Source organism: Streptomyces sp. NPDC008092 (assembly GCF_042957285.1).
In the GTDB taxonomy this organism is placed as follows: Bacteria; Actinomycetota; Actinomycetes; order Streptomycetales; family Streptomycetaceae; genus Streptomyces.
This window is the reverse complement of sequence record NZ_JBIBHY010000001.1, coordinates 964305-990199: the sequence shown is the minus strand read 5'-3', so window position 1 is coordinate 990199 and position 25895 is coordinate 964305. Positions and strand designations below refer to the sequence as shown.

Annotated in this window: 23 protein-coding genes; 7 read left to right on the top strand and 16 right to left on the bottom strand. The window is 71.3% G+C overall.

The window, feature by feature from the left end; genetic code table 11:
• Positions 1-37 precede the first annotated feature (37 nt).
• From ACFZB3_RS04050 to ACFZB3_RS04010, 9 genes are all read right to left on the bottom strand, one after another.
• Positions 38-1654, bottom strand: coding sequence for an alpha-amylase family glycosyl hydrolase (locus tag ACFZB3_RS04050; RefSeq protein WP_391369204.1), 1617 nt, complete (start codon positions 1652-1654; stop codon positions 38-40).
• A gap of 31 nt (positions 1655-1685) precedes the next feature.
• Positions 1686-2567 (bottom strand): ABC transporter permease subunit, encoded by an 882-nt coding sequence (locus tag ACFZB3_RS04045; RefSeq protein WP_391369202.1) that lies wholly within the window; start codon positions 2565-2567, stop codon positions 1686-1688.
• Positions 2564-3520, bottom strand: coding sequence for an ABC transporter permease subunit (locus ACFZB3_RS04040; RefSeq protein WP_391369200.1), 957 nt, complete (start codon positions 3518-3520; stop codon positions 2564-2566). The genes ACFZB3_RS04045 and ACFZB3_RS04040 overlap by 4 nt, the downstream gene beginning before the upstream one ends.
• A 5-nt stretch (positions 3521-3525) precedes the next feature.
• A complete protein-coding gene (locus ACFZB3_RS04035) occupies positions 3526-4878 on the bottom strand; it encodes an extracellular solute-binding protein (RefSeq protein WP_391369197.1) in 1353 nt (450 codons plus the stop codon).
• A 141-nt stretch (positions 4879-5019) separates the two neighbouring features.
• On the bottom strand, positions 5020-6015 hold the full coding sequence (locus ACFZB3_RS04030) for a substrate-binding domain-containing protein (protein ID WP_391369195.1): 996 nt from the start codon (positions 6013-6015) through the stop codon (positions 5020-5022).
• Positions 6016-6073: 58 nt separating this feature from the next.
• Positions 6074-6889: an ABC transporter permease subunit gene (locus tag ACFZB3_RS04025; protein WP_391369763.1), complete on the bottom strand. Its 816-nt coding sequence runs from the start codon at positions 6887-6889 to the stop codon at positions 6074-6076.
• Between the two features lie 29 nt (positions 6890-6918).
• The gene (locus ACFZB3_RS04020; RefSeq protein WP_391369192.1) at positions 6919-7782 is read right to left on the bottom strand and encodes an ABC transporter permease subunit; all 864 of its coding nucleotides are present in this window, start codon (positions 7780-7782) and stop codon (positions 6919-6921) included.
• Positions 7783-7785: 3 nt separating this feature from the next.
• Positions 7786-8988: an extracellular solute-binding protein gene (locus tag ACFZB3_RS04015; protein ID WP_391369189.1), complete on the bottom strand. Its 1203-nt coding sequence runs from the start codon at positions 8986-8988 to the stop codon at positions 7786-7788.
• Between the two features lie 18 nt (positions 8989-9006).
• Positions 9007-10038 (bottom strand): ATP-binding cassette domain-containing protein, encoded by a 1032-nt coding sequence (locus ACFZB3_RS04010; protein WP_391369186.1) that lies wholly within the window; start codon positions 10036-10038, stop codon positions 9007-9009.
• 123 nt (positions 10039-10161) lie between these two features.
• On the opposite strand from ACFZB3_RS04010, the gene ACFZB3_RS04005 reads away from it, so the two are divergent.
• Positions 10162-10902, top strand: a complete 741-nt coding sequence (locus ACFZB3_RS04005) for a GntR family transcriptional regulator (RefSeq protein WP_391369183.1) — start codon at positions 10162-10164, stop codon at positions 10900-10902.
• 38 nt (positions 10903-10940) lie between these two features.
• The gene (locus tag ACFZB3_RS04000; RefSeq protein ID WP_391369180.1) at positions 10941-11720 is read left to right on the top strand and encodes a cache domain-containing protein; all 780 of its coding nucleotides are present in this window, start codon (positions 10941-10943) and stop codon (positions 11718-11720) included.
• Positions 11721-11820: 100 nt separating this feature from the next.
• On the opposite strand, the gene ACFZB3_RS03995 is transcribed toward ACFZB3_RS04000, so the two are convergent.
• Complete coding sequence (locus ACFZB3_RS03995; RefSeq protein ID WP_391369176.1) at positions 11821-12489, bottom strand: hypothetical protein; 669 nt, start codon at positions 12487-12489, stop codon at positions 11821-11823.
• 250 nt (positions 12490-12739) lie between these two features.
• Between ACFZB3_RS03995 and ACFZB3_RS03990 the strand changes: the two genes are divergently transcribed.
• On the top strand, positions 12740-13396 hold the full coding sequence (locus ACFZB3_RS03990) for a helix-turn-helix domain-containing protein (protein ID WP_391369173.1): 657 nt from the start codon (positions 12740-12742) through the stop codon (positions 13394-13396).
• A gap of 46 nt (positions 13397-13442) precedes the next feature.
• Positions 13443-14036, top strand: coding sequence for a toxin-antitoxin system, toxin component (locus ACFZB3_RS03985; protein ID WP_391369761.1), 594 nt, complete (start codon positions 13443-13445; stop codon positions 14034-14036).
• Positions 14037-14102: 66 nt separating this feature from the next.
• On the opposite strand, the gene ACFZB3_RS03980 is transcribed toward ACFZB3_RS03985, so the two are convergent.
• Positions 14103-15125 (bottom strand): alpha/beta fold hydrolase, encoded by a 1023-nt coding sequence (locus ACFZB3_RS03980; RefSeq protein WP_391369171.1) that lies wholly within the window; start codon positions 15123-15125, stop codon positions 14103-14105.
• Between the two features lie 244 nt (positions 15126-15369).
• Here ACFZB3_RS03980 and ACFZB3_RS03975 point away from each other — a divergent pair, with 244 nt between their 5' ends.
• A complete protein-coding gene (locus ACFZB3_RS03975) occupies positions 15370-15597 on the top strand; it encodes a hypothetical protein (RefSeq protein WP_391369169.1) in 228 nt (75 codons plus the stop codon).
• Positions 15598-15611: 14 nt separating this feature from the next.
• Here ACFZB3_RS03975 and ACFZB3_RS03970 read toward each other — a convergent pair whose 3' ends face one another.
• On the bottom strand, positions 15612-16292 hold the full coding sequence (locus tag ACFZB3_RS03970) for a 4'-phosphopantetheinyl transferase superfamily protein (RefSeq protein WP_391369167.1): 681 nt from the start codon (positions 16290-16292) through the stop codon (positions 15612-15614).
• Positions 16240-17145, bottom strand: a complete 906-nt coding sequence (locus ACFZB3_RS03965) for a metallophosphoesterase (RefSeq protein ID WP_391369164.1) — start codon at positions 17143-17145, stop codon at positions 16240-16242. The genes ACFZB3_RS03970 and ACFZB3_RS03965 overlap by 53 nt, the downstream gene beginning before the upstream one ends.
• Positions 17146-17467: 322 nt before the next feature.
• Here ACFZB3_RS03965 and ACFZB3_RS03960 point away from each other — a divergent pair, with 322 nt between their 5' ends.
• Positions 17468-18589 (top strand): ATP-grasp domain-containing protein, encoded by a 1122-nt coding sequence (locus ACFZB3_RS03960; RefSeq protein ID WP_391369161.1) that lies wholly within the window; start codon positions 17468-17470, stop codon positions 18587-18589.
• Positions 18590-18780: 191 nt separating this feature from the next.
• Positions 18781-20460: a carbohydrate binding domain-containing protein gene (locus ACFZB3_RS03955; RefSeq protein ID WP_391369158.1), complete on the top strand. Its 1680-nt coding sequence runs from the start codon at positions 18781-18783 to the stop codon at positions 20458-20460.
• Between the two features lie 40 nt (positions 20461-20500).
• Here the strand turns inward: ACFZB3_RS03955 and ACFZB3_RS03950 are convergent, their stop codons facing one another.
• The 3 genes from ACFZB3_RS03950 to ACFZB3_RS03940 form a co-directional block, all read right to left on the bottom strand.
• Entirely contained in the window at positions 20501-21376 is an 876-nt protein-coding gene (locus ACFZB3_RS03950; RefSeq protein ID WP_391369155.1) for a sulfotransferase, read from the bottom strand.
• Between the two features lie 191 nt (positions 21377-21567).
• Positions 21568-22818 carry an alpha-L-fucosidase gene (locus ACFZB3_RS03945; RefSeq protein WP_391369152.1) on the bottom strand — a complete coding sequence of 417 codons (1251 nt, stop codon included), beginning with the start codon at positions 22816-22818 and terminating at the stop codon, positions 21568-21570.
• A gap of 4 nt (positions 22819-22822) precedes the next feature.
• Positions 22823-25867 carry a glycoside hydrolase family 38 C-terminal domain-containing protein gene (locus tag ACFZB3_RS03940; RefSeq protein WP_391369149.1) on the bottom strand — a complete coding sequence of 1015 codons (3045 nt, stop codon included), beginning with the start codon at positions 25865-25867 and terminating at the stop codon, positions 22823-22825.
• Between the last annotated feature and the right edge of the window lie 28 nt (positions 25868-25895).

Genomic DNA, 25895 nt, shown 5'->3' with positions numbered 1-25895 from the left:
GGTGGGGGGCGGGGATAGCGCGAGCGGTACCGGCGGCTCAGTTCACCAGCCAGGCCGCCGTGTCCTGCGGCAGCCGGCCTTCGTCGTCCAACGGGCCGCTGCTGAGCAGGAGTTCGGAGTGGGCGGGGAGTTCGACGGGGCCGGCGCCCAGGTTGACCACGCAGGTCACGCCCTCGGCACGGGTGAAGGCGAGGACACCGTCGGGGGCGGGCAGCCAGGTCAGCGGGCCGCCGCCGAAGCGCGGGCGCAGCGCGACGGCCCGCCGGTAGAGCGCGAGCACGGAGTCCGCGTCGTCCTGCTGGCGGTCGACCGCGTACGACGCCCAGCCGGCCGGCTGCGGCAGCCACGGCTCCTCCCGCGAACCGAAGCCCGCGTACGGCGCCCCGGCCGCCCAGGGCAGCGGCACCCGGCAGCCGTCCCGGCCCGGGTCGGTGCCGCCGGACCGGAAGTACATCGGGTCCTGGATGCGGTCGCGCGGGATGTCGGCCTCGGGCAGGCCCAGTTCCTCGCCCTGGTAGATGTAGACCGCGCCGGGCAGGGCCAGGGAGAGCAGGGCGGCGGCGCGGGCCCGGCGGGTCCCCAGCTCCAGATCGGTCGGGACGCCGAAGGCCTTGGCCGCGAAGTCGAAGCTGGTGTCCGCGCGGCCGTACCGGGTGGCCGTGCGGGTCACGTCGTGGTTGCACAGCACCCAGGTGGCGGGGGCGCCGACCGGGGCGTGCTCGGCGAGGGTGCTGTCGATCGAGTTCCGCAGCCGGGCCGCGTCCCAGGGGCAGGACAGGAAGGAGAAGTTGAAGGCGGTGTGGAGTTCGTCGGGGCGCAGGTAGCGGGCGAAGCGCTCGGCGTCGGGGAGCCAGACCTCGCCGACGAAGACCCCGTCGTAGTCGTCGGCGACCGCGCGCCAGGACCGGTAGACGTCGTGGAGTTCGTCGCGGTCCACGAAGGGGTGGGGGTGCGGGTGCGAGGCCAGGTCGGGCAGGTCCGGGTCCTTGGCGAGCAGCGCGGCCGAGTCGATGCGGACGCCCGCGACGCCCCGCTCGAACCAGAAGCGCAGGATGTCCTCGTGCTCCTGGTGGACCGCCGGGTGGGCCCAGTTGAGGTCGGGCTGTTCCGGGGTGAAGAGGTGGAGGTACCACTCGCCGTCGGGCAGCCGGGTCCAGACCGGTTCGGTGGAGCCGACGAACTGCGACGGCCAGTCGTTGGGCGGGAGGTCGCCGTTCGGGCCGCGACCGGGGCGGAAGTGGAACAGCCCGCGCTCCGGGCTGCCCGGTCCGGCGGCCAACGCTGCCTGGAACCAGGGGTGTTGGTCCGAGACATGGTTGGGGACGATGTCGACGATCGTCCGGATGCCCAGCTCCCGGGCCTCCGAGACGAGTTTCTCGGCCTCGGCGAGGGTGCCGAAGGCAGGGTCGATCGCCCGGTAGTCGGCGACGTCGTAACCGCCGTCCTTCATCGGCGACGGGTACCAGGGGCTGAACCACAGGGCGTCCACGCCGAGTTCGGCGAGGTACGGCAGCCTGGCGCGGACGCCCGCGAGGTCGCCGGTGCCGTCGCCGTCGTTGTCGGCGAAGCTGCGGACGTACACCTGGTAGATGACGGCCGAACGCCACCAGTCGTGGTCCTCGTGGTCCTTCGGGGCATGGCTGGGCTGTCCCACGGTGCGAACCTTTCTGTCGGAGGAAGGGCCGTCAGCCCTTGGTGCTGCCCGCGCTGATCCCGGCGATGATGTGCCGCTGGAAGACGAGGAACAGCGCGACCATCGGGATGCTGGCGATCACCATCGCGGCGATGAGCACGGTGAGCTGGATGTTCTGCGACAGCTGGACCAGGGCCACGCTGATGGGCTGCTTGTCGGTGTCCGAGAAGACCATCAGCGGCCACAGGAAGTCCTGCCAGACCGCGACCAGGGCGAAGATCGACACGACGCCGAGGACCGGTCGGGACATGGGCAGGACCACGGACCAGAGGATGCGCAGCTTTCCGGCGCCGTCGATCTCGGCGGCCTCCAGCACGTCGCGGGGCAGCTGGTCGAAGAACCGCTTGAGGAGGTAGAGGTTGAAGGCGTTGGCGACGGCCGGCAGCCAGATGCCGAGCGGGTCGTTGAGCAGGCTGGTGTGGATGAAGGGCAGGTCGGCGACGGTCAGGTACTTGGGTACGACCAGGGCCTGGGCCGGCACCATCAGGGTGGCCAGGATGCCGCCGAGGACCACGTTGCCGAAGGCCGGCTTCAGCTTCGACAGGGCGTAGGCGGCGGCCGTGCAGAACACCAGCTGGAAGGCCCAGGCGCCGGCGGCCTGCACGACCGTGTTCCACAGGTGCTCCGGGAGCTGCATCAGGTCCCAGGCGTCGGCGTAGCCGGACAGGTGCCAGTGCTTGGGGACGATGGTCGGCGGGGTCTGGGCGACCTCGTCCGGTGACTTCATCGCCCCGGTCACCATCCAGTACACGGGGAACAGGAAGGCCAGGGCGAAGAGGACGACGACCCCGGTGAAGACCGTCCAGTAGGCGGCCTTCCCGCGCGGGCGGGCCAGCGTCGCCGGGGAGATCAGGGTGCGGGTGGCGCTGCTCATCCGTCCTCCCCGGACCGGGTCAGCCGCAGGTACACGGCCGAGAAGATGCCGAGCAGCACCAGGAGCATCACGCTGAGCGCGCAGGCACCGCCGAAGTCGTTGTAGAGGAACGCGTACTTGTAGATCAGGTAGAGCACGGTGACGGTGGCGTTCTCCGGGCCGCCGCCCGTGATGACGAACGGCTCGGTGAACACCTGCATGGTGGCGATGATCTGAAGGAGCATCAGCATGAGGATGACGAACCGGGTCTGGGGGATCGTCACATGCCGGATGCGCTGGAGGAGATTCGCGCCGTCCAGTTCGGCGGCCTCGTACAGCTCGCCGGGGATGGACTGGAGGGCGGCCAGGTAGATCAGGACGGTGCCGCCCATGTTGGCCCAGGTGGCCACGATCACGAGGGAGACGAGCGCGGTTCCGGTGCCGTTGGTCCAGTTCGAGGTGGGCAGGTGCAGGAAGCGCAGGGTCTCGTTGGCGAGGCCGGCACCCGGGTCGTAGAACCACTTCCACAGCAGGGCGCTGACCACCGGCGGGATCATCACCGGCAGGTAGACCACGACCCGGAAGAACGCCTTCGCGTGCCGCAGTTCGTTGAGGACCAGGGCGAGGACGAACGGGATCGCGAAGCCGATCAGCAGGGCCAGCAGCGTGAAGGTGAGGGTGTTGCGCCAGGCCGCCGAGAACTCGGGGTCGTGCAGGACCCGGGTGAAGTTGGCGGTGCCGACCCACTCGGCGGAGGAGCCGGGCGTGTACTTCTGGAAGGAGATGACGACCGCGCGGATCGCCGGGTACCAGGAGAACAGGGCGAAGCAGATCAGTCCGCCGAGCAGGAAGCCGTAGGCGCGGACCTGGTCGGTGATCCGGCGCCGCCTCCGGTCCCCTGCCGGGGGCGGCGCCGGGGCCTGTCGGGCGCCGACCGCCGCGCGGGCGGGTCGGCGCTCGGCCGTCTTGGTCATCGTGGTCAGCCCCGGGCCAGGATGCCGTCGATCTTGTCGTTGGCCTCCTTGAGGAGCTGGTCGATGTCGGCGTCCTTCTTGGTGAGGACGGCGGAGACGGTGCCGTCGAGGACGGAGTAGATCTGCTGGGCGTCCGGCGGCTCGATCTTCATCTGCAGGGACTGGTTGCCGTCCAGGAACGCCTGGTAGTTCTCCACCGGCACGTTGGCGTTGGCCTTCTTGACCGCCTGGTCCTTGGCGTCGGCGGCGCCGGTGAACAGGCGCGGCTCGGGCAGGCCGACGGGCGCGTTGTTCTTCTTGGCGCGGGCGTAGTCGCCGAGGAAGCCGTCACCGGGGGTGAGGAACATGGAGTCGAGCCACTTGAGGCCGGCGCGGATCTGGGCGGGGGTGTCCTTCTTGTTGAACATGTAGCCGTCGCCGCCGATGAGCGTGCCCTGGCCGCCGGGCATCGGGCCGAGGGCGAGGTCCTTGTAGTTGCCGCCCTTCTCCTTCACCAGGATCGGGATGTTGTCCGGCGCCGAGAGGTACATGCCGAGCTTGCCCGAACCCATCATCTGCTGCACGTCGTTGATGATGAGGAGCTGCTTGCTGCCCATCGAGTTGTCGGTCCAGCGCATGTCGTGCAGGTTCTGCAGGACCGCGTGGCCCTGGGGGGTGTCGACGGTCGCCGACTTGCCGTCGGCCGACACCACGTCACCGCCCTGCGCGTACATCTCCGCGGTGAAGTGCCAGCCGCCCTGGTTCTGCGCGCTGTAGTCGGCGTACCCGACGGTGCCGTTGCCGAGCGCGGCGATCTTCTTGGCGTCCGCGCGGACCTCTTCCCAGGTCGTCGGCGGCTGGTCGGGGTCGAGGCCGGCCTGCTGGAACAGCTTGCGGTTGTAGATCAGGCCCATCGAGTAGCCGGTGCGCGGGATGCCGTAGACCTTGCCGTCGACGGTGTAGATGTCCCGCAGCTGCTTCTGGATGGTGTCGTAGCTCTTCAGTTCCTTGAGGTACGGCGTGAGGTCGGCCGCCTGGTTGATGTCCACGACGTGCTTGGCGTCGGTGAAGTAGGTGTAGAACACGTCCTCCATCTGGCCGCCGGCGAGCTTGGCGTCGAAGGTCTTCGGGTCCTGGCAGGGGAACGCGTCGTGCATGACGACGTCGATGTCCGGGTTCTTCTTCTCGAAGTCGGCCGTGTCCTGGTCGAAGAACGACCGGTCGACCTTGGCGCTCTTCGGCGGCTCGCAGTTGACGGTGATGCGTGTCTTGCCGCTGCCCGCGTCGTCGTCGCCCGACCCGCAGGCCGTGGCGGAGAGCGCGAGTGAGGAACAGACGCCGAACGCGACGAGAGCACGGCGGAACCCGGTGCTGGACATCGGTGGACCCCCCAGAACAGGAGCAGTTGGGCGCCGCACCGGGACCGGTGGGCGCCGCACACTCAAGCACCGGCAGCACCGCCGCGCAAGATGTCACGCAGAATCTGTAATTATTCGACAGCGGATGGGATCTGTTGACCCTCAGGCTTTCGGCGCTTGCGCGGTCGACCCCCTCACGACCAGCTCCGGCTCGAACAGCAGCTCCTCCGCCGGCACGACGGTCCCGCCGATCTGTGCGTTCAGGAGTTCGACGGCGGCCCGGCCCATGGCCTCGATGGGCTGCCGGACGGTGGTGAGCGGGGGCTCGGTGCAGTTCATGAACGCCGAGTCGTCGTAGCCGACGACCGAGACCCGGGAGGGCACCTCGTACCCCTTGCGGCGGGCCGCGCGGACAGCGCCCAGGGCGAGCGGGTCGCTGGCGCAGATGATGCCGGTGACGCCCCGGTCGATGAGCCGGGACGCGGCCGCGTGGCCGCCCTCGATGGAGAAGATCGCACGGGCCACGAACTCGTCGGGCACCTCCCCGATCGCCCGCGCGGCGGCCAGTTTCCGGGCCGAGGGGACGTGGTCGCCGGGACCGAGGACCAGGCCGATGCGCTCGTGCCCCAGCGAGGCGAGGTGCCGCCAGGCCTGCTCCACCGCCACCGCGTCGTCGCAGGACACGCCCGGGAACCCGAGGTGCTCGATGGCGGCGTTGACCAGCACCACCGGGATGTTGCGGTCGGCGAGCAGCCGGTAGTGGTCGTGCGGCGCCTCGGCCTGGGCGTAGAGCCCGCCGGCGAACACCACCCCGGAGACCTGCTGTTGCAGCAGCAGCTCCACGTAGTCCGCCTCGGAGACCCCGCCCTTGGTCTGCGTGCACAGCACCGGGGTGAGGCCCAGCTGGGCCAGCGCGCCACCGATGACCTCGGCGAACGCCGGGAAGATCGGGTTCTGCAGCTCGGGCAGGACCAGACCGACGAGCCGGGCCCGTTCACCGCGCAGTTGGGTGGGCCGCTCGTAGCCCAGCACGTCGAGGGCCGAGAGCACCGCCTGCCGGGTCGCCTCGGAGACCCCCGGCTTGCCGTTGAGCACCCGGCTGACCGTGGCCTCGCTGACCCCGACCTTCTTGGCTACTTCCGCAAGTCGTCGCGTCATGCGCGCAAGAGTAGCGTAATTTACGCAAGCCTTTTGCGTAACGTCTCGGCCGGCCGGATCAGACCCGGCTGGCGGTCGCCGTGTCCGCCGAAAGCCGTTGCGCGACGTAGATGGGGAGGACGGAGAGGAGCACGAGCACGGCCGCCACCACGTTCACCACCGGCGCCTGCTGCGGGCGGGTCATGTTGTCGAAGATCCACAGGGGCAGGGTCTGGACGCCCGGTCCGGCGGTGAAGGTGGTGACCACGATCTCGTCGAAGGAGAGCGCGAAGGCGAGGAGTCCGCCCGCGAGCAGCGCGGAGCGCACCAGCGGGAAGGTGACGTCGGCGAAGGCACGGAAGGTGTCGGCACCCAGGTCGGCGGCCGCCTCCTCGTAACTGCCGGAGGTGCGGCGCAGCCGGGCGACGACGTTGTTGAAGACGATCACCACACAGAAGGTGGCGTGCCCGACGACCACGGTGAACAGGCCGAGCCCGACGCCGAGCGGCTCCAGCACCGTGCTGAACGCCGAGTTGAGGGCGATGCCGGTGACGATGCCGGGCAGCGCGATCGGCAGGACGACCACGAAGGACAGGGCCCCCCGGCCGAAGAAGCGGTACCGGGCGACCGCGAAGGCGATGAGGGTGCCGAGCACCAGCGCGATCGCGGTGGCGCCGAGCCCTGCCTTCACCGAGGTCCACAACGCCTCGCGGGCGCCCGAGCTGTGCCAGGCGGCCGACCACCAGCGGGTGGTCAGGCCGGGCGGCGGCCAGCTCGCGCTGCGGTCGGGGTTGAGGGAGTTGACGAGGACGAGCAGCAACGGCACGTAGATGACGGCGAAGCCGAGGGCGGCGGCGATGCGGAGGGCGATCCGGGCGGGCCGGGAGAGTGTCATGTGTGACATGTGACATAGCATCCTGATTGTCAGAGGCTGCTCAACGCCCCCGTCCGCCGCATCGCCAGCAGGTACAGCACGATGACGACGACGGGTACGGTGGCGAGCGCGGCGGCCATGGGCAGGTTGAGTTCGATGTTGGCGTAGACGAGGTTGCCGATGAGCTGGGTCTTGCCGCCGACGATCTGCACGGTGATGTAGTCGCCGAGGCTCAGCGAGAACGTGAACACCGATCCGGCGGCGACGGACGGCAGCACCATCGGCAGCACCACGGACCGGAAGGTCCGCCCGGCGCGGGCGCCCAGGTCGGCCGACGCGTCGAGCAGGTTGTCGGGCAGCTGCTCCAGCGCGGTGTGGATCGGCAGGATCATGTACGGCAGCCACAGGTAGGTCAGGGTGAGCACGGTGGCCGGCAGGCCGAAGCCGGGGCCGCTCAGGCCGAGGGGCTTGAGCAGCCAGTCGGCGAGTCCGCCCTCGGACAGGATCAGCCGCCACGCGTACACCTTGACCAGGTAACTCGCCCACAGCGGCGTGAGGATGGCGACCACGAGCAGCGGGCGCCGGCTCGGCCTGGCGATGCGGGCGGTGTAGAAGGCGACCGGGAAGGCGAGCACCGCGCACAGGGCGGTCACCGCGAGGGCGACGCCGACGCTGCGCAGGATCACCTGCCGGAACACCGGCGTCGTGAACAGCTCGTGGAAGTTGTCCGTCGACCAGACCTTCACCACCTCGGAGGTGAAGGAGTCCGTCGTCCAGAACGCGGAGACGAACAGCACGGCCAGCGAGCCGAGGTAGAGCACGGCCAGCCACAGCAGCGGGGCGGTCAGCAGCAGCGCGAGGCGGAGCCGGGGGCGCCGGTGCAGCGCCCCCGCGGTCCGGGTGAGCAGGGCCATGGGTCAGCCCTTGATCTCGGTCCAGGCCTGCACCCACTTGGCGTACGGCACGCACTTCACGTCGGTGCGGCCGTCCAGGCACTGCTCGATGGGCGTGTTCCAGAAGGCGATGTTCTTCCAGTAGCTCTCGTCGGCCGCGTGGTAGGTCGCGCAGAAGTTCTTGTCGCTGGTCAGGTCGCAGGCCTTGGCGTTGGCGGGGGCCTCGCCGAAGTACTCGGCGACCTCGGCGTTGACCTTCGGGGAGACGATCCAGTTCAGCCACTGGTAGGCGCAGTTGGGGTGCTTGGCCTTGGCGGAGACCATCCAGGTGTCGGACCAGCCCGTCGAACCCTCCTTCGGCACGAAGGCCTTGACCTTCGCGCCCTCGTCGGCCGCCAGGTTGGCGATGACCTGCCAGGTGGTGCCGATGACGGAGTCGCCGCTCTTGAAGGCGGAGATCTCCTTGAGGTAGTCGCTCCAGTACTCGCCGATGTCCGCGTTCTGCTGCTTGAGCAGGGCGACGGCCGCGTCGAACTGCTTCTGGTCAAGCGCGTAGGGGTCCTTGATCTTCAGCTCGGGCTTGGTGGCCTTGAGGTAGAGGGCCGCGTCGGCAATGTAGATCGGTGAGTCGTACGCCGTCACATGGCCCTTGTACGTCGCCGCGCCGTCGAAGACGGCGGACCAGGAGGTGGGCGCGGGGCTGACCTTCTCGGTGTTGTACATCAGCAGGTTGGCGCCGCGGCCGTGCGGGATGCCGTACATCTGGCCCTTGACCGAGTTCCAGGCGCCGTTCTTCAGGCCGCTGTAGATGTCCTTGTAGTTCGGTACGAGCTTGGTGTTGACCGGGGCCGCGTCGCCGGAGGCGATCAGGCGCAGGGAGGCGTCGCCGGAGGCGGAGACGGCGTCGTACTGGCCGGTCTTCATCAGCTTGACCATCTCGTCGGAGCTGGCGGCGACCTTGGAGTTGACCTGGCAGCCGGTCTGCTTCTCGAAGTCGGTGACCCAGTCGACCTTGGGGTCGTCGGAGCCGTCCTCGACGTAGCCGGCCCAGGCGATCAGGTTGACCTCGCCCTCGGACTTGCCGAGCTTGGCGAGGGGTTTGAGGTCGGGCGGGTTGAGTCCGGCCGAGGAGCCGGAGCCGGAGGAGCCGCAGGCGGTGGCGGCCAGCAGCAGGGCGGCGACGGCGGCCGCGGTGCGAAGACGGTTGAGGCGCACGACGTACTCCATGGCGTGAGGGACGGCGGTTCAGTCGGGGACGTGGACGGTGTGCCGGCGCTGCCAGCGCAGCCGGACGCGGGTGCCGCGGTAGGCGGCGACGTCCTCGGCGGAGGTGTCGAGGTTCTGCTGGAGCGCGGTGAGCCGGCCGCCGCCGTCCAGGTCCACCAGGAAGCGGGTGGCATCGCCGAGGTAGACCACCTCGGCGACGGTGCCCACGGCGGTGGCGTGCCCTTCCTCGTCCGGGGTGGTGGTCTCGTCGAGGACGCGGATCTTCTCGGGCCGGATGCTGTGGGTGCCGCTCTCGCCGAGCACCCGCAGGGCGGCCTCGCCGGTGAGCAGGTTCGAGGTGCCGACGAAGGAGGCGACGAACGCGGTGGCGGGGCGTTCGTAGATCTCGGCGGGGGTGCCGACCTGTTCGATGCGGCCCTGGTGGAAGACGGCGACGCGGTCGCTCATGGTCAGGGCCTCCTCCTGGTCGTGGGTGACGAAGACGAAGGTGATGCCGACCTCGCGTTGCAGGGCCTTGAGCTCGATCTGCATCTGCTCGCGCAGCTTGAGGTCGAGGGCGCCGAGGGGTTCGTCGAGGAGCAGGACGCGGGGGCGGCCGACGAGGGCGCGGGCGAGGGCGACGCGCTGGCGCTGGCCGCCGGAGAGCTGGGACGGGCGGCGGGCGCCGTAGCCGTCGAGGCGGACCTCGGCGAGGGCCTTGCGGGCCCGGACCAGGCGTTCGGCCTTGGGGACCCCCCGGACCTTCAGGGAGTAGGCGACGTTCTGCTCGACGGTCATGTGCGGGAACAGGGCGTAGTCCTGGAAGACGGTGTGCACGTCGCGTTCGAAGGGGGCGCGGCGGGTGACGTCCTGCCCGGCGAGTTCGATCGTGCCCGAGGTGGGGGTCTCGAAGCCGGCGACCATGCGCAGCACGGTGGTCTTGCCGGAGCCGGAGGGGCCGAGCATCGAGAAGAACTCTCCGTCGCGGATCTCCAGGTCGACCCCGGCCACGGCGCTCGTGCCGCCGAACGACTTCCGCAGATCCCGCAACCGGATCGCGCTGGCCTCCATGGGCGGGAACCTCTCTGCCGCTCTCGTGCGTTGCACCTGGTGACCGGAAAGATATGAAGTCATAGTTCAAAGCTCAAGACCCTTCCGAGGTAAAGGTTGGGTCAACGCATAGGGTGGTGGGCCGTGAGACAGCACCAGACGGTGGGCGGCGCCCGAAAGGCCGTCTTCGCCCCGGTGGACAGCGGGGCCCGGGTCGACGCCGTGGTCCGCCGGATCGGCGACGCCATCGAGCTCGGCCTGCTCTCCGACGGGGAGCAGCTGCCGGGCGAGACCGAACTGGCCGGACAGCTCGGGGTGTCCACGGTGACCCTGCGGGAGGCGCTGATGGCCCTGCGCCAGCAGGGTCTGGTGGTCACCCGCCGGGGCCGGGGCGGCGGCAGCTTCGTCTCCTCCCCCGAGGTGCCCGACCGGGAGCGGCTCACGGCGCGGCTGCGCGGCTGGAGCCCCGAGGAGCTGCGCGACCTCGGCGACCACTGGGCGGCCCTGTCGGGCACCGCCGCCGACCTCGCCGCGCAGCGCACCGAGGACCACGACCTCGACCAGCTCCGCCGCACCACCGAGGAGCTGCGCGGGGCACCGGACGCGGCGGCGCGCAGCCGGGTCTACGGCCGCTTCCACGTGGAGCTGGCCGCCGCCGCCCAGTCCGCCCGGCTCACCCGGGAACAGGTCGCGCTGCAGGCGGAGATCGGGGCGCTGCTCTGCCTTGTGCTCGGCGACGACGAATATCGTGAAGAGGTGGCGGACCGTCACCGGTCCGTAATCTCGGCCGTGCAGGATGGGGCGCACACATCGGCCAGAGAGCTGGCCGAGCGGTGCGTACGGGACTCGACGGCGCGGCTCATCGCCCTGCGGCTGGCCCTGTAGCCGCGCCGTACCCGCTCCCCCGTCCGCCGGAGGGCACCATGAGCCGCGGCACCGTCCACTCCGGTCCGGCGACGGCCACGCTCGACGCCGCCGAGGAGTACGTGGCCGCGCGGGTCGGCCACGCCCTGGAGGCGGTGTTCGACGCCGTCGCGGCGACCCGCGCCGACACGGCCGCGCTGCTGGCCCGGGTGGCCGCCGAGGGCCGCCGGCCGGTGACCGCCGACCTCGCCGCACTCCGCCCCGGCCTCCACCTGCGCCTGACCCGGCAGGAGCTGGTCTCCGGCGTCGGGTTCGTGGCCGCGCCCGGGGTGCTGGCCGACGTCCCGGCCTGGCTGGAGTGGTGGCAGAGCGACGCCTCGGGGGACGTACGGCCGCTCCTCCTCGACCTGGACCCGCGCACCTCGGCCTACTCCGACTACACGCACTGGGACTGGTTCGCGCTGCCCCGGGACACCGGGCGGCGGGCGGTGGCCGGGCCGTACGTCGACTACCTCTGCTCGGACGAGTACAGCCTCACGCTGTCGGCGCCGGTGGAGGTGGGCGGCCGGTTCCTGGGCGTGGCCGCCGCCGACGTGTACCTGCGGCACTTCGAGGCTGCCGCACTGCCGCTGCTGCGCGAGCTGCCCGGACCCGCGCGGCTGGTCAACGCCCGCGGCCGGGTGGCGGCGTCGGCGGACCCGGCCCGGCTGGCAGGTTCGCTGGACCGGGGGCCGGACTTCGCGGCGGTGCTGGAGAGCGGCCGGCCGGGCGCGTTCGGCGGGCTGCGGCTGGTGCCGTGCCGGGGCGTGCCGCTGGTCCTGGTGGTGGCGGGCGGCTGAGCCTGCGCACAGCAGGGGCGAAGCGGGGGCGAGTCGGGGTCGGGGCGTCGTACACGTCCGGCCCGGCGCCGTCGGCGACCTGAACGCCGACGGTGCCGGGTCAGCCTTCGGGGGCCGGGACGACGGTCAGATGGGCACCGAGGCCGCCGGGCCGCCGGGAGCGGCGCGGGGCGGCCGGGCGGGGGACGGCGCGCAGCACCAGGGTGTAACGCGCGTAGCCCATGTCCTGAAGGGTCTTGGGGGTCTCGCCGACGACCCGGCACTCGGTGGCGCCCAGCAGCGGGTCCGGGTGCAGCAGCGGCCGGACGGCGCCGTCGAGCTGCGCGCCGTCCTCGCCGACCGCCCGCAGCCAGTGCGGCAGGCCCTGCCGGAAGGCGGCCTCCATGATGGGGTCCTGGGCGATCTCCCGGCGGATGGCCTGGAGTTCGTGGTCGTGGGCGTACTGCTCCAGGGTGGTCTTGAACTGCGCCAGCATCGGCAGGCACCAGCCCGCCTCGTGGGCGCCGAGGACCGCACCGGCGTCCGGGTGGAACAGGACGAAACGGAGGAAGTTGTCCCCGGGCATCGCGGTGGGATGCGGGGCGACCGCCCGGAAAAGTGTCTCGAACGCGCCGTTGGCCAGCACCACGTCCCAGCGGTGGTCCACCACCAGGGACGGGAAGGGAACGGCGTCCAGCAGTAACGCGTAGTCCTGGAGGTACGCCTGGGCCTCAAGGCTCTCGGGGACGGGCCGCGGCGCCGGCCGCCGCCCACCTGCCTGATATGCCATCGGGAGGTCACCCCTCTTGCCTATGCGGCCTTCTCGCGGCGATGTGATCCTGCTGCCCCACCCTGAGTCATGTCAACTATCGTGGCATTTCATGCCTGTTGACGTCCGAAATTGGCCACAGTTGTGGCGAGACCTGGATGTGAGTTCGAACGACCCGCTAGTGTCCGGGGGGTTCGCGCGGGTGCCGGGAGTTCACGGCACAGCTTGTGAGAAGCCCCTGATTCCCCTGAGAGACGTAGGAGTTCAGTCGGTGACGGATGGCTACGAGGATCCGGGCGCCGCGGCGACCGCCCAGCTGCCGGCCGCCGTCGCCCGCGTCACCGCGCTCGCCGACCGGCTCGGCGTCCCGCACGCCGAGGTCCTCGACGTCGGACGGCTCTCCCACGCCTGCGGTGTCCCCGAGCCCGTGGTCCGGGCCCTGCTGAGCGGCCGCCCGGCGGGCGAGCCCGATGTCCAGGCCCGCTTCCTGCAACGCCTGGACCTGCTGCGCCGCACCCGGCTCAAGCCGAACGGCCGCAAGCACACCCAGCAGGAGATCGCCGACGGCGCGGGCATGTCCCGGCAGCAGGCCGGCGCCCTCATCAACGGTGACCGGCGGCCCACCATGGAGCACTGCGACGCCCTCCAGCGCTACTTCCGGGTGCACGCGGGGTTCCTCACCGCCGAGGACCCCGAGGCGCTCGCCGGCGCCCTGCAGCGCGTCGAGCAGGAGCTGCTGCAGAAGCTGGCCGACCGGGAGCGGGCCGCGGCCGGGGCGGCCGAGGACCCGCTGGAGCGGCTGCTGCAGGACCACGGGGTGCGCGGCATCGCCTGGCGGGCCGCCCAGCTGCCCACCGACCAGCACCGGGACAAGGTCGCGGAATGGCTGGACATGCTCCTGGAGAGCGTCAAACGCCCCGCGTCGTGAGCCGGGAGTCGTGAGCCGAGGGAGGAACGTGGGCATCGGCAGGGACATGCGCCGGCTGAGCGGCGAGCTGGTCGGGGAACTGACCCTGCCCACGCCCGCCCCGCCGCAGGAGCTGTACCGGGCGCTGTGCGACGCGCTGGGCCGCCGCCGCGGCCGCCCCGTCCAGTTCCGTACGGCCGCCTTCCCGGCCGGCACGGCCAGCGGGCTCTGGCTCGACCTGGCCGACCGCGACCTGGTCGTCGTCGAGGAACGCACCGTGCCCGACCACCAGTTGGTGATCCTCGGCCACGAACTGTGGCACATGCACGCCGAGCACTGCGGCCATGACGTGGACGGGGTCGGGGTGGCCGCACGGCTCCTCGGCGCGGCCACCGGCGCCGGCACCGCGACCCCCACCGGCACCGCCACCGGCACCGGCGCTGGCTCGGAGGCCGACCGGGCCGCGCTCCGGGCCGCCGTCCAGCGGGTGGCCGCCCGCACCCGCTTCGACCGGGCCGAGGAACGGGACGCGGAGACGTTCGGGCTGCTGCTGGCCAGCAAGTGCCGTACCTGGCTGGCGGGTTCGGCACTGCGCGGGCCGGTACGGCGGCACGACGTGGCGGGCCGTATCGAGGCGTCGCTGGGGTACCTGGGGACGTAGGCCTCGCGGCCCGCGGCCTCGGAGCCCTGGCAGGGACGGCGGGGGGCGGCGGGGGGCGGCAGGGGCTCAGGTGGCGCTGCGCTCGCTCGCCTCGCGCAGGTCCTGCTGCCCGGCCGGGCCGTGGCCGGTGTCGGGGCGGCCGTCGAGGAGCAGGGCGCGCCAGTGCTCACGGCTCCAGTCCGCCGGGGCGGTGGTGGCCGTGAACTCCTGGACCAGGGCGACGAACCGGGCCGGGTCGGCGTGGAACGGGAAGTGCCCGGCGCCCTCGAAGATCTCCAGCCGGGCGCCGGGCATCGCCTCCAGGGCGCGGTGGGCGTGGCGTACCGGGACCACGCTGTCGCGGTCGCCCCACAGGAGCATGGTCGGCATGCCCTCGGTGAGATAGCAGCGGTCCAGCATGGTGACGACCTGGCCGCGCCAGTCGACGACCGCGCGCAGGGTGCGGACGAAGGCGTTGCGGGAGGTCTCGTCGGGGAGCGCGTCGACCAGGGTGAGCAGTTCCGGGGCGTCCCGGCCGAGGCCGGTGTCCAGCAGCCTCAGCAGGCGTACGGCCAGGCCCACTTGGAGGCGCATGCCGGGCAGCCGCAGCGCGGACAGCATCAGGTGGGCGCCGGGCAGGGAGACGAGCCGGAGCACCGGGTTGACCTCGCGGCCCACCCCGCCCGCGCTGACCAGGATGAGCCGCTCGGTGCGCTCGGGGAACTGGTAGGCGAACTGCATCGCGACTCCCCCGCCGAGCGAGTGCCCGACCAGGGTCGCGGACTCGACGCCGAGGGTGGTCAGCAGGTCCCGCACCCCGTTGGCGTAGGCGGCGACCGAGTAGTCGGCCCGCGGCTTGTCCGACTCGCCGTGGCCGAGCAGGTCGGGGGCGATCACGGTGTGGGTGCGGGCGAGGTCGGGGATGAGCCGGGCCCAGGTGGCCGAGGAGTCCCCGATGCCGTGGATGAGGACCAGGGCGGGCCCGGAACCGGCGATGCGGTAGGCCCGTCGGTAGCCGTGCACGACCCGGTGGCGCGCGACGAGTTCCCCGTCGCCCACCGGGCGCAGGTGCGCGGTGCGCTGCGGACGGCTGGGCACCCCTTCTGGCACGGCTGGGCCTCCCCCGCTGTCCCGGACCTGCTGCGGCCCGGCCGGAATCCTCTCCGTCCAGGGTAGGAAGACTTTTCCCCGGGGAGTTTCGGTGAGGTTTCGCCTCCGCTAAGCGAGCGAACCGACGCCCGGCTCGGGGGCGTTGTCAGTGGCGACCGGCAAGCTGGGGGGTGCGCACCGCATACGCGGTGTGCCCGCGCCGTCCGGGCGCGTGGCCACGACGACCGACGGGGAGAGCCGACCGATGCACACCGCCGTACTGACCGACCGTGAACGTGCCGCCGTCCAGGCCTATCTGAGGCTGCTGCACACCGTGCGCGCGGCCTTCGACGGACCGCCCGGCGCCCCGCGCCCGTTCGTGGTGCCGCCGGCCGTGCTCGCCGAGGCCGAGGAGGCACTGGCCGGAGCCGGACTGACCGGCAACGAGGAGTCGTTCTTCCGGCTGCTGCACGACTGGTGCCCACCCACCTGAGCCGGCGCGGCGCGTCAGGGGTGCGGCACGACCACGGACGAGGTCAGCATGCCGTGCCCCACGCTCCAGCGGCCCTCGAAGACCTGCAGGCGCCGCCCGCCGACCTCCGGGCCGGGCACCAGGAGGCGGGCGCGCAGGATGCCGTGCGGCCGCTCACCGGGCTCCGGGACGAGCTCTATGTCGGCCTCCATGAAGTCCAGCCACTTCCCGGTGAGGGGGAACCACGCCTTGTAGACGGATTCCTTGGCGCTGAACAGCAGCCGGTCCCAGTGCACACTGGGCCGCTCGGCCGTGAGGCGGCCGAGCCGCTCCCGCTCCGCGGGCAGCAGTACGGCCTCGGCCACGCCCTCGGGGAGCGCTGCGTGCGGTTCGGCGTCGATGCCGAGGGAGGCCAGGTCGGTGGCGCGGACCAGGGCGGCGGCGCAGTAGCCCTCGCAGTGGGTCATGCTGCCGACCAGCCCGTCCGGCCAGCGCGGGGCGCCGCGCTCGCCGCTCACGACGGGCTGCGGCGGGACTCCGAGCTTCTCCATGGCGCTGCGGGCGCAGGCGCGCACGGCGGCGAACTCACGGCGGCGCTTGGGCACGGCCCGGGCGACCAGCGCCGCCTCCTCGGGGTAGAGCGGGGCCTCGCGGATCGCCTCGTCACCGAGCATCTCCACGGCCACCACCGACTCCGGGAGCAGCTCCTCGATCACCGGTTCCGACCTCCATCGGCAGAATGCGGCGCAGCCGGCCCGGTTCCCCGGACCGCTTGCGCCACTCGCGGGGATATCCCACGGAGACCTCTTCGAAGCGGACCCCGTCGAGCCAGGTGGTCCGGGGGATGTGCAGATGACCGTAGACCATGGTGGCGACGCGGAACCGGCGGTGCCAGTCCGCGGTGCGGGTGGTGCCGCACCACATGGCGAACTCCGGGTACCAGAGCACGTCCGTGGGGTGCCGGTCCAGCGGGTAGTGCCCCGCCAGCACGGTGGGCAGGTCCGCGGGCAGTTCGGCGAGCCGGCGCTCGGTCTCCTCGACCCGGGCCCGGCACCAGTCCTCGCGGGTCGGGTAGGGGTCGGGGTGCAGCAGGTACTCGTCGTTGCAGACGATGCCGGTGCCGTGCGCGTAGGCGAGGCCCTCCTCCTTGGTGGCGCAGCCGGCCGGCAGGAAGGAGTAGTCGTACAGCAGGAAGAGCGGTACCACGACGGCCGGGCCGCCCGGGCCCTCCCAGACCGGGTACGGGTCCTCGGGGGTGACCACGCCGAGGTCCCGGCAGAGGGCGACGAGGTGCTCGTAGCGGGCGACTCCGCGCAGCGTGACCGGGTCCTTGGGGTGGGTCCACAGGTCGTGGTTGCCGGGCGCCCACAGCACCTTGCGGAAGCGGCCGGCGAAGGTCTCGAGGACCCAGCGGATGTCCGCGACGGTCTCCGCGACGTCACCGGCGACGATCAGCCAGTCCTCGTCGGTCTCCGGACGCATCTTCTCGACGAGCTCGCGGTTCTCCGGGTACGAGATGTGCAGGTCGCTGATGGCCAGCAACTGCCCGGCACCGGCCGTGGACTCCACCCCGTACCCCTTCCGATCATGTCGTCGGTCCCCACCACAACACACTTCGGGGGCCGGGAACAAGAGCACCTGGCCGGGCGCGGGGGCGGGTTGCGGGCCGTCAAGGAAACCGGCGCGGACGGTGCAGGAAAACGCGCGTGGACAGTACGGGGAAATCCGTAACACTGGCGTTGCACGCGGGGCCCCTTGAAAGCCGTATGATCCCCCCTAACACCTCCGCCACGAACTTCCCTTCGTCCAGGGCGGTTTGGTGACCCTCCAACCACCCTGCCCGGGCACGGGCTCGCTGAGCCCTGCCCGAAAACCCCGAAAGGCGGCTTTAATGCGCTCTCGCGTACGCGTCTGGCTCAACCGCACGTACGCGGAGAACGTGTTCTTCATGGATCAGCTGCGGAGAAATCCCAGCGACCGGGCGGTCGACATCCATGCGACGCACGGTGACGCCGACTCCCCCGTGCTGGCCGCCGCCGACACCGCCGACCTGGAGCCGGAGGGCCTGTCCCCGGCCGCGTACGTCGAGTACGCCCTCGACCAGTGCCAGCGCCGCGGCATCGATGTCTTCGTGCCCCGGCTGCACCAGTCGGCGATCGTGGCCCACCGGGCCGACTTCGAGGCGGTCGGCACGGCCCTGCTGGCGCCGACGCCGGAGGCGACCGCCGTCTTCGAGGACAAGGCGACCGCGTACGAGGCGGTGAGCTCGGTGGGCGTCCCGGTGCCGCCGTGGTCGCGGGTCCGCACGGCGGACGAGCTGGTCGCCGCGGTCGAGGAGCTGGAGGCCGGCGGGCACAAGGCCTGCTTCAAGCCGGCCGCCGGTGCGGGTGGCGTGGGTTTCCGGGTGATCACGCGCGCCCCCTTCTCGCTCTTTCACCTCAGCGGGTTCCCGGGGCCGTATGTCCAGCTCGACCTGGTCGTGGACGCGCTGCGCCGCGCCGACGAGCCGGTGGACTGGCTGGTGATGCCGCGTCTCGAGGAGCCGGAGGTGTCCGTCGACTGCCTCACCGGGCCCGACAACCGGATCCGGATGGCCGTGGGCCGCACCAAGAAGGGGCGCCGGCGCGGGTTCACCCTCGACGAGCAGTGGCTGAAGCCGGCGCGGATCATCGCCGAGGGCTTCGGGCTGCACTACCTGTCCAACATCCAGTTCCGGATGTACGGCGACCAGCCGGTGCTGCTCGATGTCAACACGCGGCCGGCCGGCGGGTTGCACCAGCTGTCGCTCTGCGGGGTCAACGCACCTTGGGCGGCAGTGCAGTTGGCGCTGGGCGAGGACCCCGGGGTGATCGAGCCGCCGTTCCTGGGGCAGGACTACGCGGTGGTGTCGGGGCCGAAGCCTGTCCTCCCGTCGGTTCCCGTGCAGCGGGAGGAGGCCGACGTGGTGCTGGCGCCGGCGTTGGCCGTGGAAGTGGAGTCGGTTGACGCTGCGGCTGCGGTGCTGCCGCTCTAGGTTGCCGGCCGGGTGCGGCGCCGTCGTGGTTTCTCGCGCAGTTCCCCGCGCCCCTGCGTAAGTCATCTCACCGGTATGGACCAATTCACGTCTGTCTTCTTGACAGGTGGATTGGTCCATACCAGCTTGGTTGCGCACTCCCCTGCACGTTCGTGCACTCCCGAACACCCCCATTCCTTCAGGGAGATCGTGTGCGTAACTCGCTCAGACGTTCCAGACGTCGGATATTCGCCCTGCTCGGGTCCGCCGCTCTCGCGCTCGCCGGGGCCATCGCGCTGCCCGGTACCGCGCAGGCGGCCAACATCCTGTCCAATCCCGGCTTCGAGTCGGGGAGTCTCTCGCCGTGGTCCTGCTCCGGGAACCTCGGCTCGGTCGTGTCCTCCCCGGTGCACGGCGGCTCCAAGGCGCTCGCGGGGGCCGCGAGCGCCAGTGACAACGCCCAGTGCACGCAGACCGTCGCCGTGCAGCCCAACACGACGTACTCGCTCAGCGGCTGGGTCCGCGGCTCGTACGTCTACCTCGGGGTGACCGGCGGCGCCTCCACCTGGACGACCTCGGCGTCCGCGTACAGCCAGCTGACCGTCTCCTTCACCACCGGGGCCTCGCAGACCAGCGCCCAGATCTACGTCCACGGGTGGTACGCCCAGGGGACGTACTACGCCGACGACATCAGCCTCGACGGGCCCGGCGGCAGCTCGGACACCCAGGCGCCCACCGCGCCGACGAACCTGACCTCGACCGGGAAGACCTCGTCGAGCGTGTCGCTGTCGTGGTCGGCCTCGACGGACAACGTCGGGGTGGCGGCGTACGACGTCTACCGCGGGTCGACCCTGGCGACGAGCGTCTCCGGGACCTCCGCCACGGTGAGCGGCCTGTCGGCCAGTACGGCGTACTCGTTCACGGTGAAGGCGCGGGACGCGGCCGGGAACGTGTCGGCCGCCTCCAACTCCGTGTCCGTGACGACGAGCGCGGGCAGCGGCGGCGGGAACGGCTTCAAGCAGGCCGCGCCCTACCTCTACGAGGGCTGGGGCGACCCGCCGAACCCGACCACGGTGATGAACGCGACCGGCATCAAGAACTTCACCATGGCCTTCGTGCTGGACTCGGGCGGCTGCACGCCGGCCTGGGACGGCAGCCGGGCGCTGACCGGTGGCGCCGACCAGACCGCGATCAACCAGATCCGGGCGGCCGGCGGTGACGTCACCCCGTCGTTCGGCGGCTGGCAGGGCAGCAAGCTCGGCGCCAACTGCTCCTCGGCGAGCGCGCTGGCCGCGGCGATCCAGAAGGTGATCGACGCCTACGGCCTCAAGTCCGTCGACATGGACATCGAGAACACGGACGAGTTCGAGAACGAAGCCGTGCAGGCGAAGATCCTGACCGCCCTCAAGACGGTCAAGGCCAACAACTCCGGCCTGAAGACGATCGTCACCTTCGGCACGTCCACCACCGGGCCGACGTACTACGGCAACCGGCTGATCGAACAGGCTCAGTCGATCGGCGCGGACATCGACGTCTTCACCATCATGCCGTTCGACTTCGGCGGCGGCTCCGACATGTACGGCAACACCGTCGCCGCGGCCGAGGGGCTGAAGACCAAGCTGAAGTCCACGTTCGGCTGGGACGACGCGACGGCCTACGCGCACATCGGGATCTCCGGCATGAACGGCCTGTCCGACCAGCAGGAGAACACCACTCCGGCGATCTGGACGCAGATCCGTGACTGGGGGAACTCGCACCACATCGCCCGGCTCGCGTTCTGGGCGGCGAACCGGGACCGCGGCTGCGCGGGCGGCGGAGTGGTGAGCAACTGCTCCGGGATCAGCCAGAGCGACTGGCAGTTCACCTCGATCACGGCCGGCTTCACCGGCTGAGCGAGCGCTGAGCGGACGGAGACCGTCGGCGTGGGGGTGCCTAGACCGGGTACCCCCACGCCTTCGCTATCTCGGCGAGCCGGGGCGGGAGTTCGGCGGCCGGGTCCGCCTGGCGGGCGGCCTGGATCTTCCCGGACTTGATCTCCTTGCTCCAGTCGCCGAGCTTCGGCCGGAACGTGCCGTGGTCCTGCTTGCCGTAGTCGAGCATGCCGCTCTCCCACGGGACGCCGAGGTACGCGCACAGGCCGCGGGTGACGCTCTCCGGGTCGGCGGTGAGGTCCTCGTACGTGATGACGTGGGCGCCGGTGAGGCTCTGGCGGGCCTCTTCGAGCTTCTCCGCGTAGTTCAGGACCTCGGCGCGGATCGCCTCGTGGTTCGGTTCGGCGCGGCGGCTGGTCAGGGACTGGATGACGGCGCCGGGGTGGCGCAGCAGCAGGACGAACCGGGCCTCGGGCCAACATCGGTGCAGCCGCGGCCAGATGAGGGTGTTCGGCGGGGTCTTGTCGACGATGACGTCCTTGCCGCTGCGGCTGAGCTCCAGGTGCAGCACCCGGTCCCACAGCACGTGCTCCAGCTCCTCGCGGTCGAGGGCGAGCTCCTTCATGGCGTCCGCGGTGAACTCCCGGGACATGCGGACGTGGACCGTGCGCAGGTGCATCTCGTGCGGGGCCCGGATGCGGCTGTGGCTGTTCAGCAGGACCCGCAGCAGCGTGGAGCCGGAGCGCACCGAGGAGAGCACGAAGGCGGGGGACTCCACCAGGCGCGGGGCGAGCGGGGCCGTGTAGTCGACGGGGGCCTGCTGCGGCCGCTCGGCCGGGCGCTGGGTCGGGATGGCGTCCAGGGTCTTGCGGGGCGGGCTCACCGCCTGCGCCATCAGCCGGCCCCGGCGCCTCAGCCCCTTGGCGATCGCAGACATTCGCGGGTCTCGCACGGTGATGCCTTTCTGTCGTCCCTGCCGTCCCGCATCCCAGGCGTGCCAGGCGAACTCAAGGTGTCCGGGAGGGAAACCAACAGGGTCACGGCGGCCCGAAAAGCCGCCGTGACCTGCCTACTTACCCTTCTCTTAATTCTTCATATGAGAAATCCAGACTTATGGTTCGAATCCGGTCAGAACCGGCCGGATCCGCGGTACAGCTCCAGCTCGCCGTCCAGTTCGACGGCGAGGACGGTGGCGTACGGGTCGAGGTCGGCCGCGGCCGGCGGGTCGATCCACAGCACGCCGACCGCGTCGTGCAGCCCGCCGATCACCCGGTGGCCGAGTTCGGTGCCGGTGCCGAGGACGGTGACCCGCTTCACCCCGGTCGCCAGGCCCCGGACGCCGATCTCGGCGCGCGGGGCGTCGAACAGCGTGAGGTACAGGGTGCGCCGGTCGGCGGAGAGGGTGCTCGGGCCGTAGTGGTGCCCGGCCGGCAGGCCGCGCCCGGTCCCGTACACCGCCTCCGCGTGCCTGCGGATCCACTCCCCCAGCCCTTCGAGGCGCTCCACCTGCGGCTGCGGGATGGTCCCGTCCTCCATGGGGCCGACGTCGAGCAGCAGGTTGCCGCCGCCCCCGATGGTCTCGGTGAAGTAGCGGATCAGCTGGGCGAGGGACTTGTGGTTGTGGTCGTGGTGCTGGTACCCCCACGAGTCGTTGATCGTCAGGCACAGCTCCCAGGGGCCGTCCGGCGGCACGATGGGGGCGCCCTGCTCGGGCGTCGCGTAGTCGCCCTCACTGAGCATGCGTGCGTTGAAGACGACGTGCGGGACGTACGACCGGATCAGGGCGGCGAGTTCGGGGATCCGCCACTGCTCCTCGCTGCGGTCCCACTCCCCGTCGAACCACATCAGGTCCGGCCGGAAGCGGGAGGCCAGCTCCGTGATCTGGCCGTCCCGGTAGGCGAGGAAGCGTTCCCAGGCGGCCAGGTCCTCGTGCTCGGCCGCGACCTCCGAGTACCGGTTGTCCTCCAGCTCCGGCGGGCGGCCCGGCTTGCGCGTGGAGGCGTAGTCGGGGTGGTTCCAGTCGGAGTGCGAGTAGTAGAGGCCGACCTTGAGGCCGTTCGCGCGCAGGGCCTCGGCGTAGGGGCCGAGGTAGTCCCGGCCGAGGTTGAGGTCGCCGTACGCCGTGTCCCACAGGGCCACACCGTCGTGGTGACGGCTCGTCAGCACGGCGTACTTCGCGCCGGCGCGGGCGAACAGGTCCGCCCACGCCTTCGGGTCGTAGCGGGCGCCGGTGAAGCGGTCCAGCTGGGACATGTACTGCTCGTGCGGCACGATGTCGTCGTAGAAGGACCAGGACTCCTGGACCCCGTCCACGGCGTAGATGCCCCAGTGCACGAAGATCCCCAGCTTGGCGTCGGTGAACCAGGGTTGCATGGCCATCCGGTCAGCTCCTGCGCAGGCGGAGGGTGAGGATCTGGAAGGGGCGCAGCGTGACGGGGACGCTGTCGCCGTCGGTGGCGGCGTCCTCCAGGGGGCGCTCCAGGAGGTCGGTCACCTGGGCGCCGGCCAGCGGGAAGCCGGTGCGCAGGACGCCCTCGGCGCGGCCGCCGCGGGACTCGTAGAGGCGGACCACGACATCGCCGGAGGCGTCGTCGGCGAGCTTGACCGCCTCGACGGTCACGCCTGCCCCGTCCACCGAGACGACCGGCCGCGGCTCGCCCGCCGCGTCGGCCACCCGGAGCGGGAGGTTGAGGGCGTAGCCCGCCGCGACCGCGTCCTCGATGCTCGCGCCGGGCAGCAGCGAGTAGGTGATGCGGTGGCGGCCCTGGTCGGCGCCCGGGTCCGGGACGCGCGGGGCGCGCACCAGGGAGAGGCGGACCGTGGTGGTCGTACCGCCGTCCTCGCGGACCGTGCGGGAGACGTCGTGGCCGTACGTCGAGTCGTTGACGACGGCGACGCCGTAGCCGGGCTCCGCGACGTGCACCCAGCGGTGGCCTGAGACCTCGAAGCGAGCCGCCTCCCAGCTGGTGTTGGTGTGCGTGGGCCGCTGGACGTGGCCGAACTGGATCTCCGCGGAGGAGTGCGCGGCGCGGATGTCCACCGGGAAGCCGGCCTTGAGGAACTTCTCGGCCTCGTGCCAGTCGATGTCCGTCTCGAAGTCGATCCGGGGGCTGCCGGCCCGGACGGTGACCGTCTGGGTGATCGTCGAGCCGTTGCCGAACGGGCGCGTGATCCGGATCGAGCCGAGCAGCGGGTCCGTGTCGACGGCCGTGATCTCCGAGGGGTCCAGCAGGTCCGTGTAGCGGTTCTTGTAGTGCTTGTCGACGTCCCAGGCGTCCCAGTAGTTGGGGAGGTCGGTGTGCAGGCGGAGCAGGTTGCCCTGGCCGGCCAGGACCTCGCGGTGTGCCCGGTGGTCGTACACGGACGACAGGGTGCCGTCCTCGGCGATCTCCACCCGGACGAGTCCGTTGTCGATGACCCGGCCCTCGACCGTCACCGGCTGCGGGGCCTCGGCGGCGGCCGTCAGGGGCGCGCTGCCGCTCGCGGGGACCTCGACGTAGACCGGGGTGCCCGCGGCGTCCCGGACGACCTCGGCGCGGTCGTAGGGGCTGGTGTTGAAGACGCGGGCGGTGCCGCCGCCCAGCGCGGTGACCGCCTCGGCGGTCAGCGCCTCCAGCTCTTCGGCGACGCGGGCGTACTCGGCCTCGGCCTCGCGGTGCACCCAGGCGATCGAGGAGCCGGGCAGGATGTCGTGGAACTGGTGGAGCAGGACCGTCTTCCAGAGCCGGTCGAGCTTCTCGTGCGGGTAGGCGTAGCCGGGCGCGTGCAGCGCGGCCGTCGTGGCCCACAGCTCGGCCTCGCGGAGCTTGTGCTCGCTGCGCCGGTTGCCCTGCTTGGTGCGGGCCTGCGAGGTGTAGGTGGCGCGGTGCAGCTCCAGGTAGAGCTCGCCGACCCAGACCGGGGCGTCCTCGTACTCGGCGCGGGCCTTGGCGAAGAAGGCGTCCGGGTGCTCGACCTCGACCTTCGCGGAGCCCTCCAGGTCCTTCAGGCGGCGGGCCCGCTCCATGATCTCGCGGGTGGGGCCGCCACCGCCGTCGCCCCAGCCGAAGGGGGCCAGCGAGCGGGTGGCGGCGCCCTTCTCGGCGTACTGGCGGACCGCGCGGGACATCTCCTCGCCGCTGAAGCGGGCGTTGTAGGTGTCGACCGGCGGGAAGTGCGTGAAGATGCGGGTGCCGTCGATGCCCTCCCACCAGAAGGTGTGGTGGGGGAAGGTGTTGGTCTGGTTCCAGGAGATCTTCTGGGTGAGGAACCACTCGTTGCCGGCCAGCTTGGCGAGCTGCGGGTAGGCCGCGTTGTAGCCGAAGGAGTCGGGCAGCCAGACGCCCTTGGTCTCGATCCCGAAGTGCTCGATGAAGAACCGCTTGCCGTGCACCAGCTGGCGGGCGATCGCCTCGCCGCCGGGGAGGTTGCCGTCGGACTCGACCCACATGCCGCCGACCGGCGCCCACTGGCCCCGCTTCACCGACTCCTGGATCCGGGCCCAGACCTGCGGGTAGTTGTCGCGCACCCACTCGTACTGCTGGGCCTGCGAGCAGGCGAAGACGAACTCCTCGTACTCGTCCGCCAACGATGTCACGTTGGAGAAGGTCCGGGAGGTCTTGCGCTTGGTCTCACGGATCGGCCAGAGCCAGGCCGAGTCGATGTGGGCGTGGCCGACGCCGGAGATGCGGTGGGCGCTGGCGTGCGCGGGCTTGGAGAGGGCCGGCTTGAGGGCCTCGCGGACGGCGGCGGCCGAGCCGGAGATGTCGTCCAGGTCGAGCAGGTCCATCGCGTGGTCGAGGGCGTGCGCGATCTCGTGGCGGCGCGGGTCGTGCTCGCCGAGTTCCAGCATCAGCTCCTTCAGCACCTGGACGTCCAGGTCGAGGTGCCAGACGTCCTCGTCGAGGACGGCGATGTCGGCGCGCTTGAAGGTGTAGAGCGGCTTGTCGCCAGCGGTCAGGACGTCGCCCAGATACGTCGGCTCGGCGAAGTCGTTGGCGAGGATGTCGGGGTTGGAGGCGGCCTCGACCAGGTAGTCGATCACCTCGCCGCCGGTCGCCGGGTTCGCGATCCGCACGTACTGGTTGAGCGGGTTGACCGCCTTCAGCGGGGTCCCGTCGGTGAGGTGGACCAGGGCCTCGGCCTGGTTGCCGGGCCAGTCGCCGACGAAACCGAGGTCGATGACGGCCTCGACCCGGCGGCCCGCGAACTCCTCGGGGACCCTGCCGTGCATCCGGAACCAGGTGGTGCCCCAGGGCGGGCCCCACGGGGTGTCCATCGCGAACGGCTGGTAGGCGGCGGCCGCGGCCTCCTCGAAGGGCACCGGCTCGCCGGGGGCCTGCCAGGCGGACACCTCGAAGGGGACGGTGGCTGCGTAGACCGCGGGCTTGATGCGCTGGTTGTGGAGGCGCTCTACGCGCTCCTCGATCCGGCGGCGTTCGTCGTGCATGGGAAGTCTCCAGAAGAGGTTTGGAAAG

Excerpts from the sequence above, each read along its gene's own strand:
- ACFZB3_RS04015 (WP_391369189.1), bottom strand. The coding sequence starts at position 8,988 with ATGGAGTACGTCGTGCGCCTCAACCGTCTTCGCACCGCGGCCGCCGTC.
- ACFZB3_RS03950 (WP_391369155.1), bottom strand. The coding sequence starts at position 21,376 with ATGTCTGCGATCGCCAAGGGGCTGAGGCGCCGGGGCCGGCTGATGGCG.
- ACFZB3_RS03975 (WP_391369169.1), top strand. The coding sequence starts at position 15,370 with ATGCACACCGCCGTACTGACCGACCGTGAACGTGCCGCCGTCCAGGCC.
- ACFZB3_RS04000 (WP_391369180.1), top strand. The coding sequence starts at position 10,941 with ATGAGCCGCGGCACCGTCCACTCCGGTCCGGCGACGGCCACGCTCGAC.
- ACFZB3_RS03960 (WP_391369161.1), top strand. The coding sequence starts at position 17,468 with ATGCGCTCTCGCGTACGCGTCTGGCTCAACCGCACGTACGCGGAGAAC.
- ACFZB3_RS03995 (WP_391369176.1), bottom strand. The coding sequence starts at position 12,489 with ATGGCATATCAGGCAGGTGGGCGGCGGCCGGCGCCGCGGCCCGTCCCC.
- ACFZB3_RS04025 (WP_391369763.1), bottom strand. The coding sequence starts at position 6,889 with ATGACACTCTCCCGGCCCGCCCGGATCGCCCTCCGCATCGCCGCCGCC.
- ACFZB3_RS04040 (WP_391369200.1), bottom strand. The coding sequence starts at position 3,520 with ATGACCAAGACGGCCGAGCGCCGACCCGCCCGCGCGGCGGTCGGCGCC.
- ACFZB3_RS04030 (WP_391369195.1), bottom strand. The coding sequence starts at position 6,015 with ATGACGCGACGACTTGCGGAAGTAGCCAAGAAGGTCGGGGTCAGCGAG.
- ACFZB3_RS04020 (WP_391369192.1), bottom strand. The coding sequence starts at position 7,782 with ATGGCCCTGCTCACCCGGACCGCGGGGGCGCTGCACCGGCGCCCCCGG.
- ACFZB3_RS04035 (WP_391369197.1), bottom strand. The coding sequence starts at position 4,878 with ATGTCCAGCACCGGGTTCCGCCGTGCTCTCGTCGCGTTCGGCGTCTGT.
- ACFZB3_RS04010 (WP_391369186.1), bottom strand. The coding sequence starts at position 10,038 with ATGGAGGCCAGCGCGATCCGGTTGCGGGATCTGCGGAAGTCGTTCGGC.
- ACFZB3_RS03945 (WP_391369152.1), bottom strand. The coding sequence starts at position 22,818 with ATGGCCATGCAACCCTGGTTCACCGACGCCAAGCTGGGGATCTTCGTG.
- ACFZB3_RS03985 (WP_391369761.1), top strand. The coding sequence starts at position 13,443 with ATGCGCCGGCTGAGCGGCGAGCTGGTCGGGGAACTGACCCTGCCCACG.
- ACFZB3_RS03940 (WP_391369149.1), bottom strand. The coding sequence starts at position 25,867 with ATGCACGACGAACGCCGCCGGATCGAGGAGCGCGTAGAGCGCCTCCAC.
- ACFZB3_RS04045 (WP_391369202.1), bottom strand. The coding sequence starts at position 2,567 with ATGAGCAGCGCCACCCGCACCCTGATCTCCCCGGCGACGCTGGCCCGC.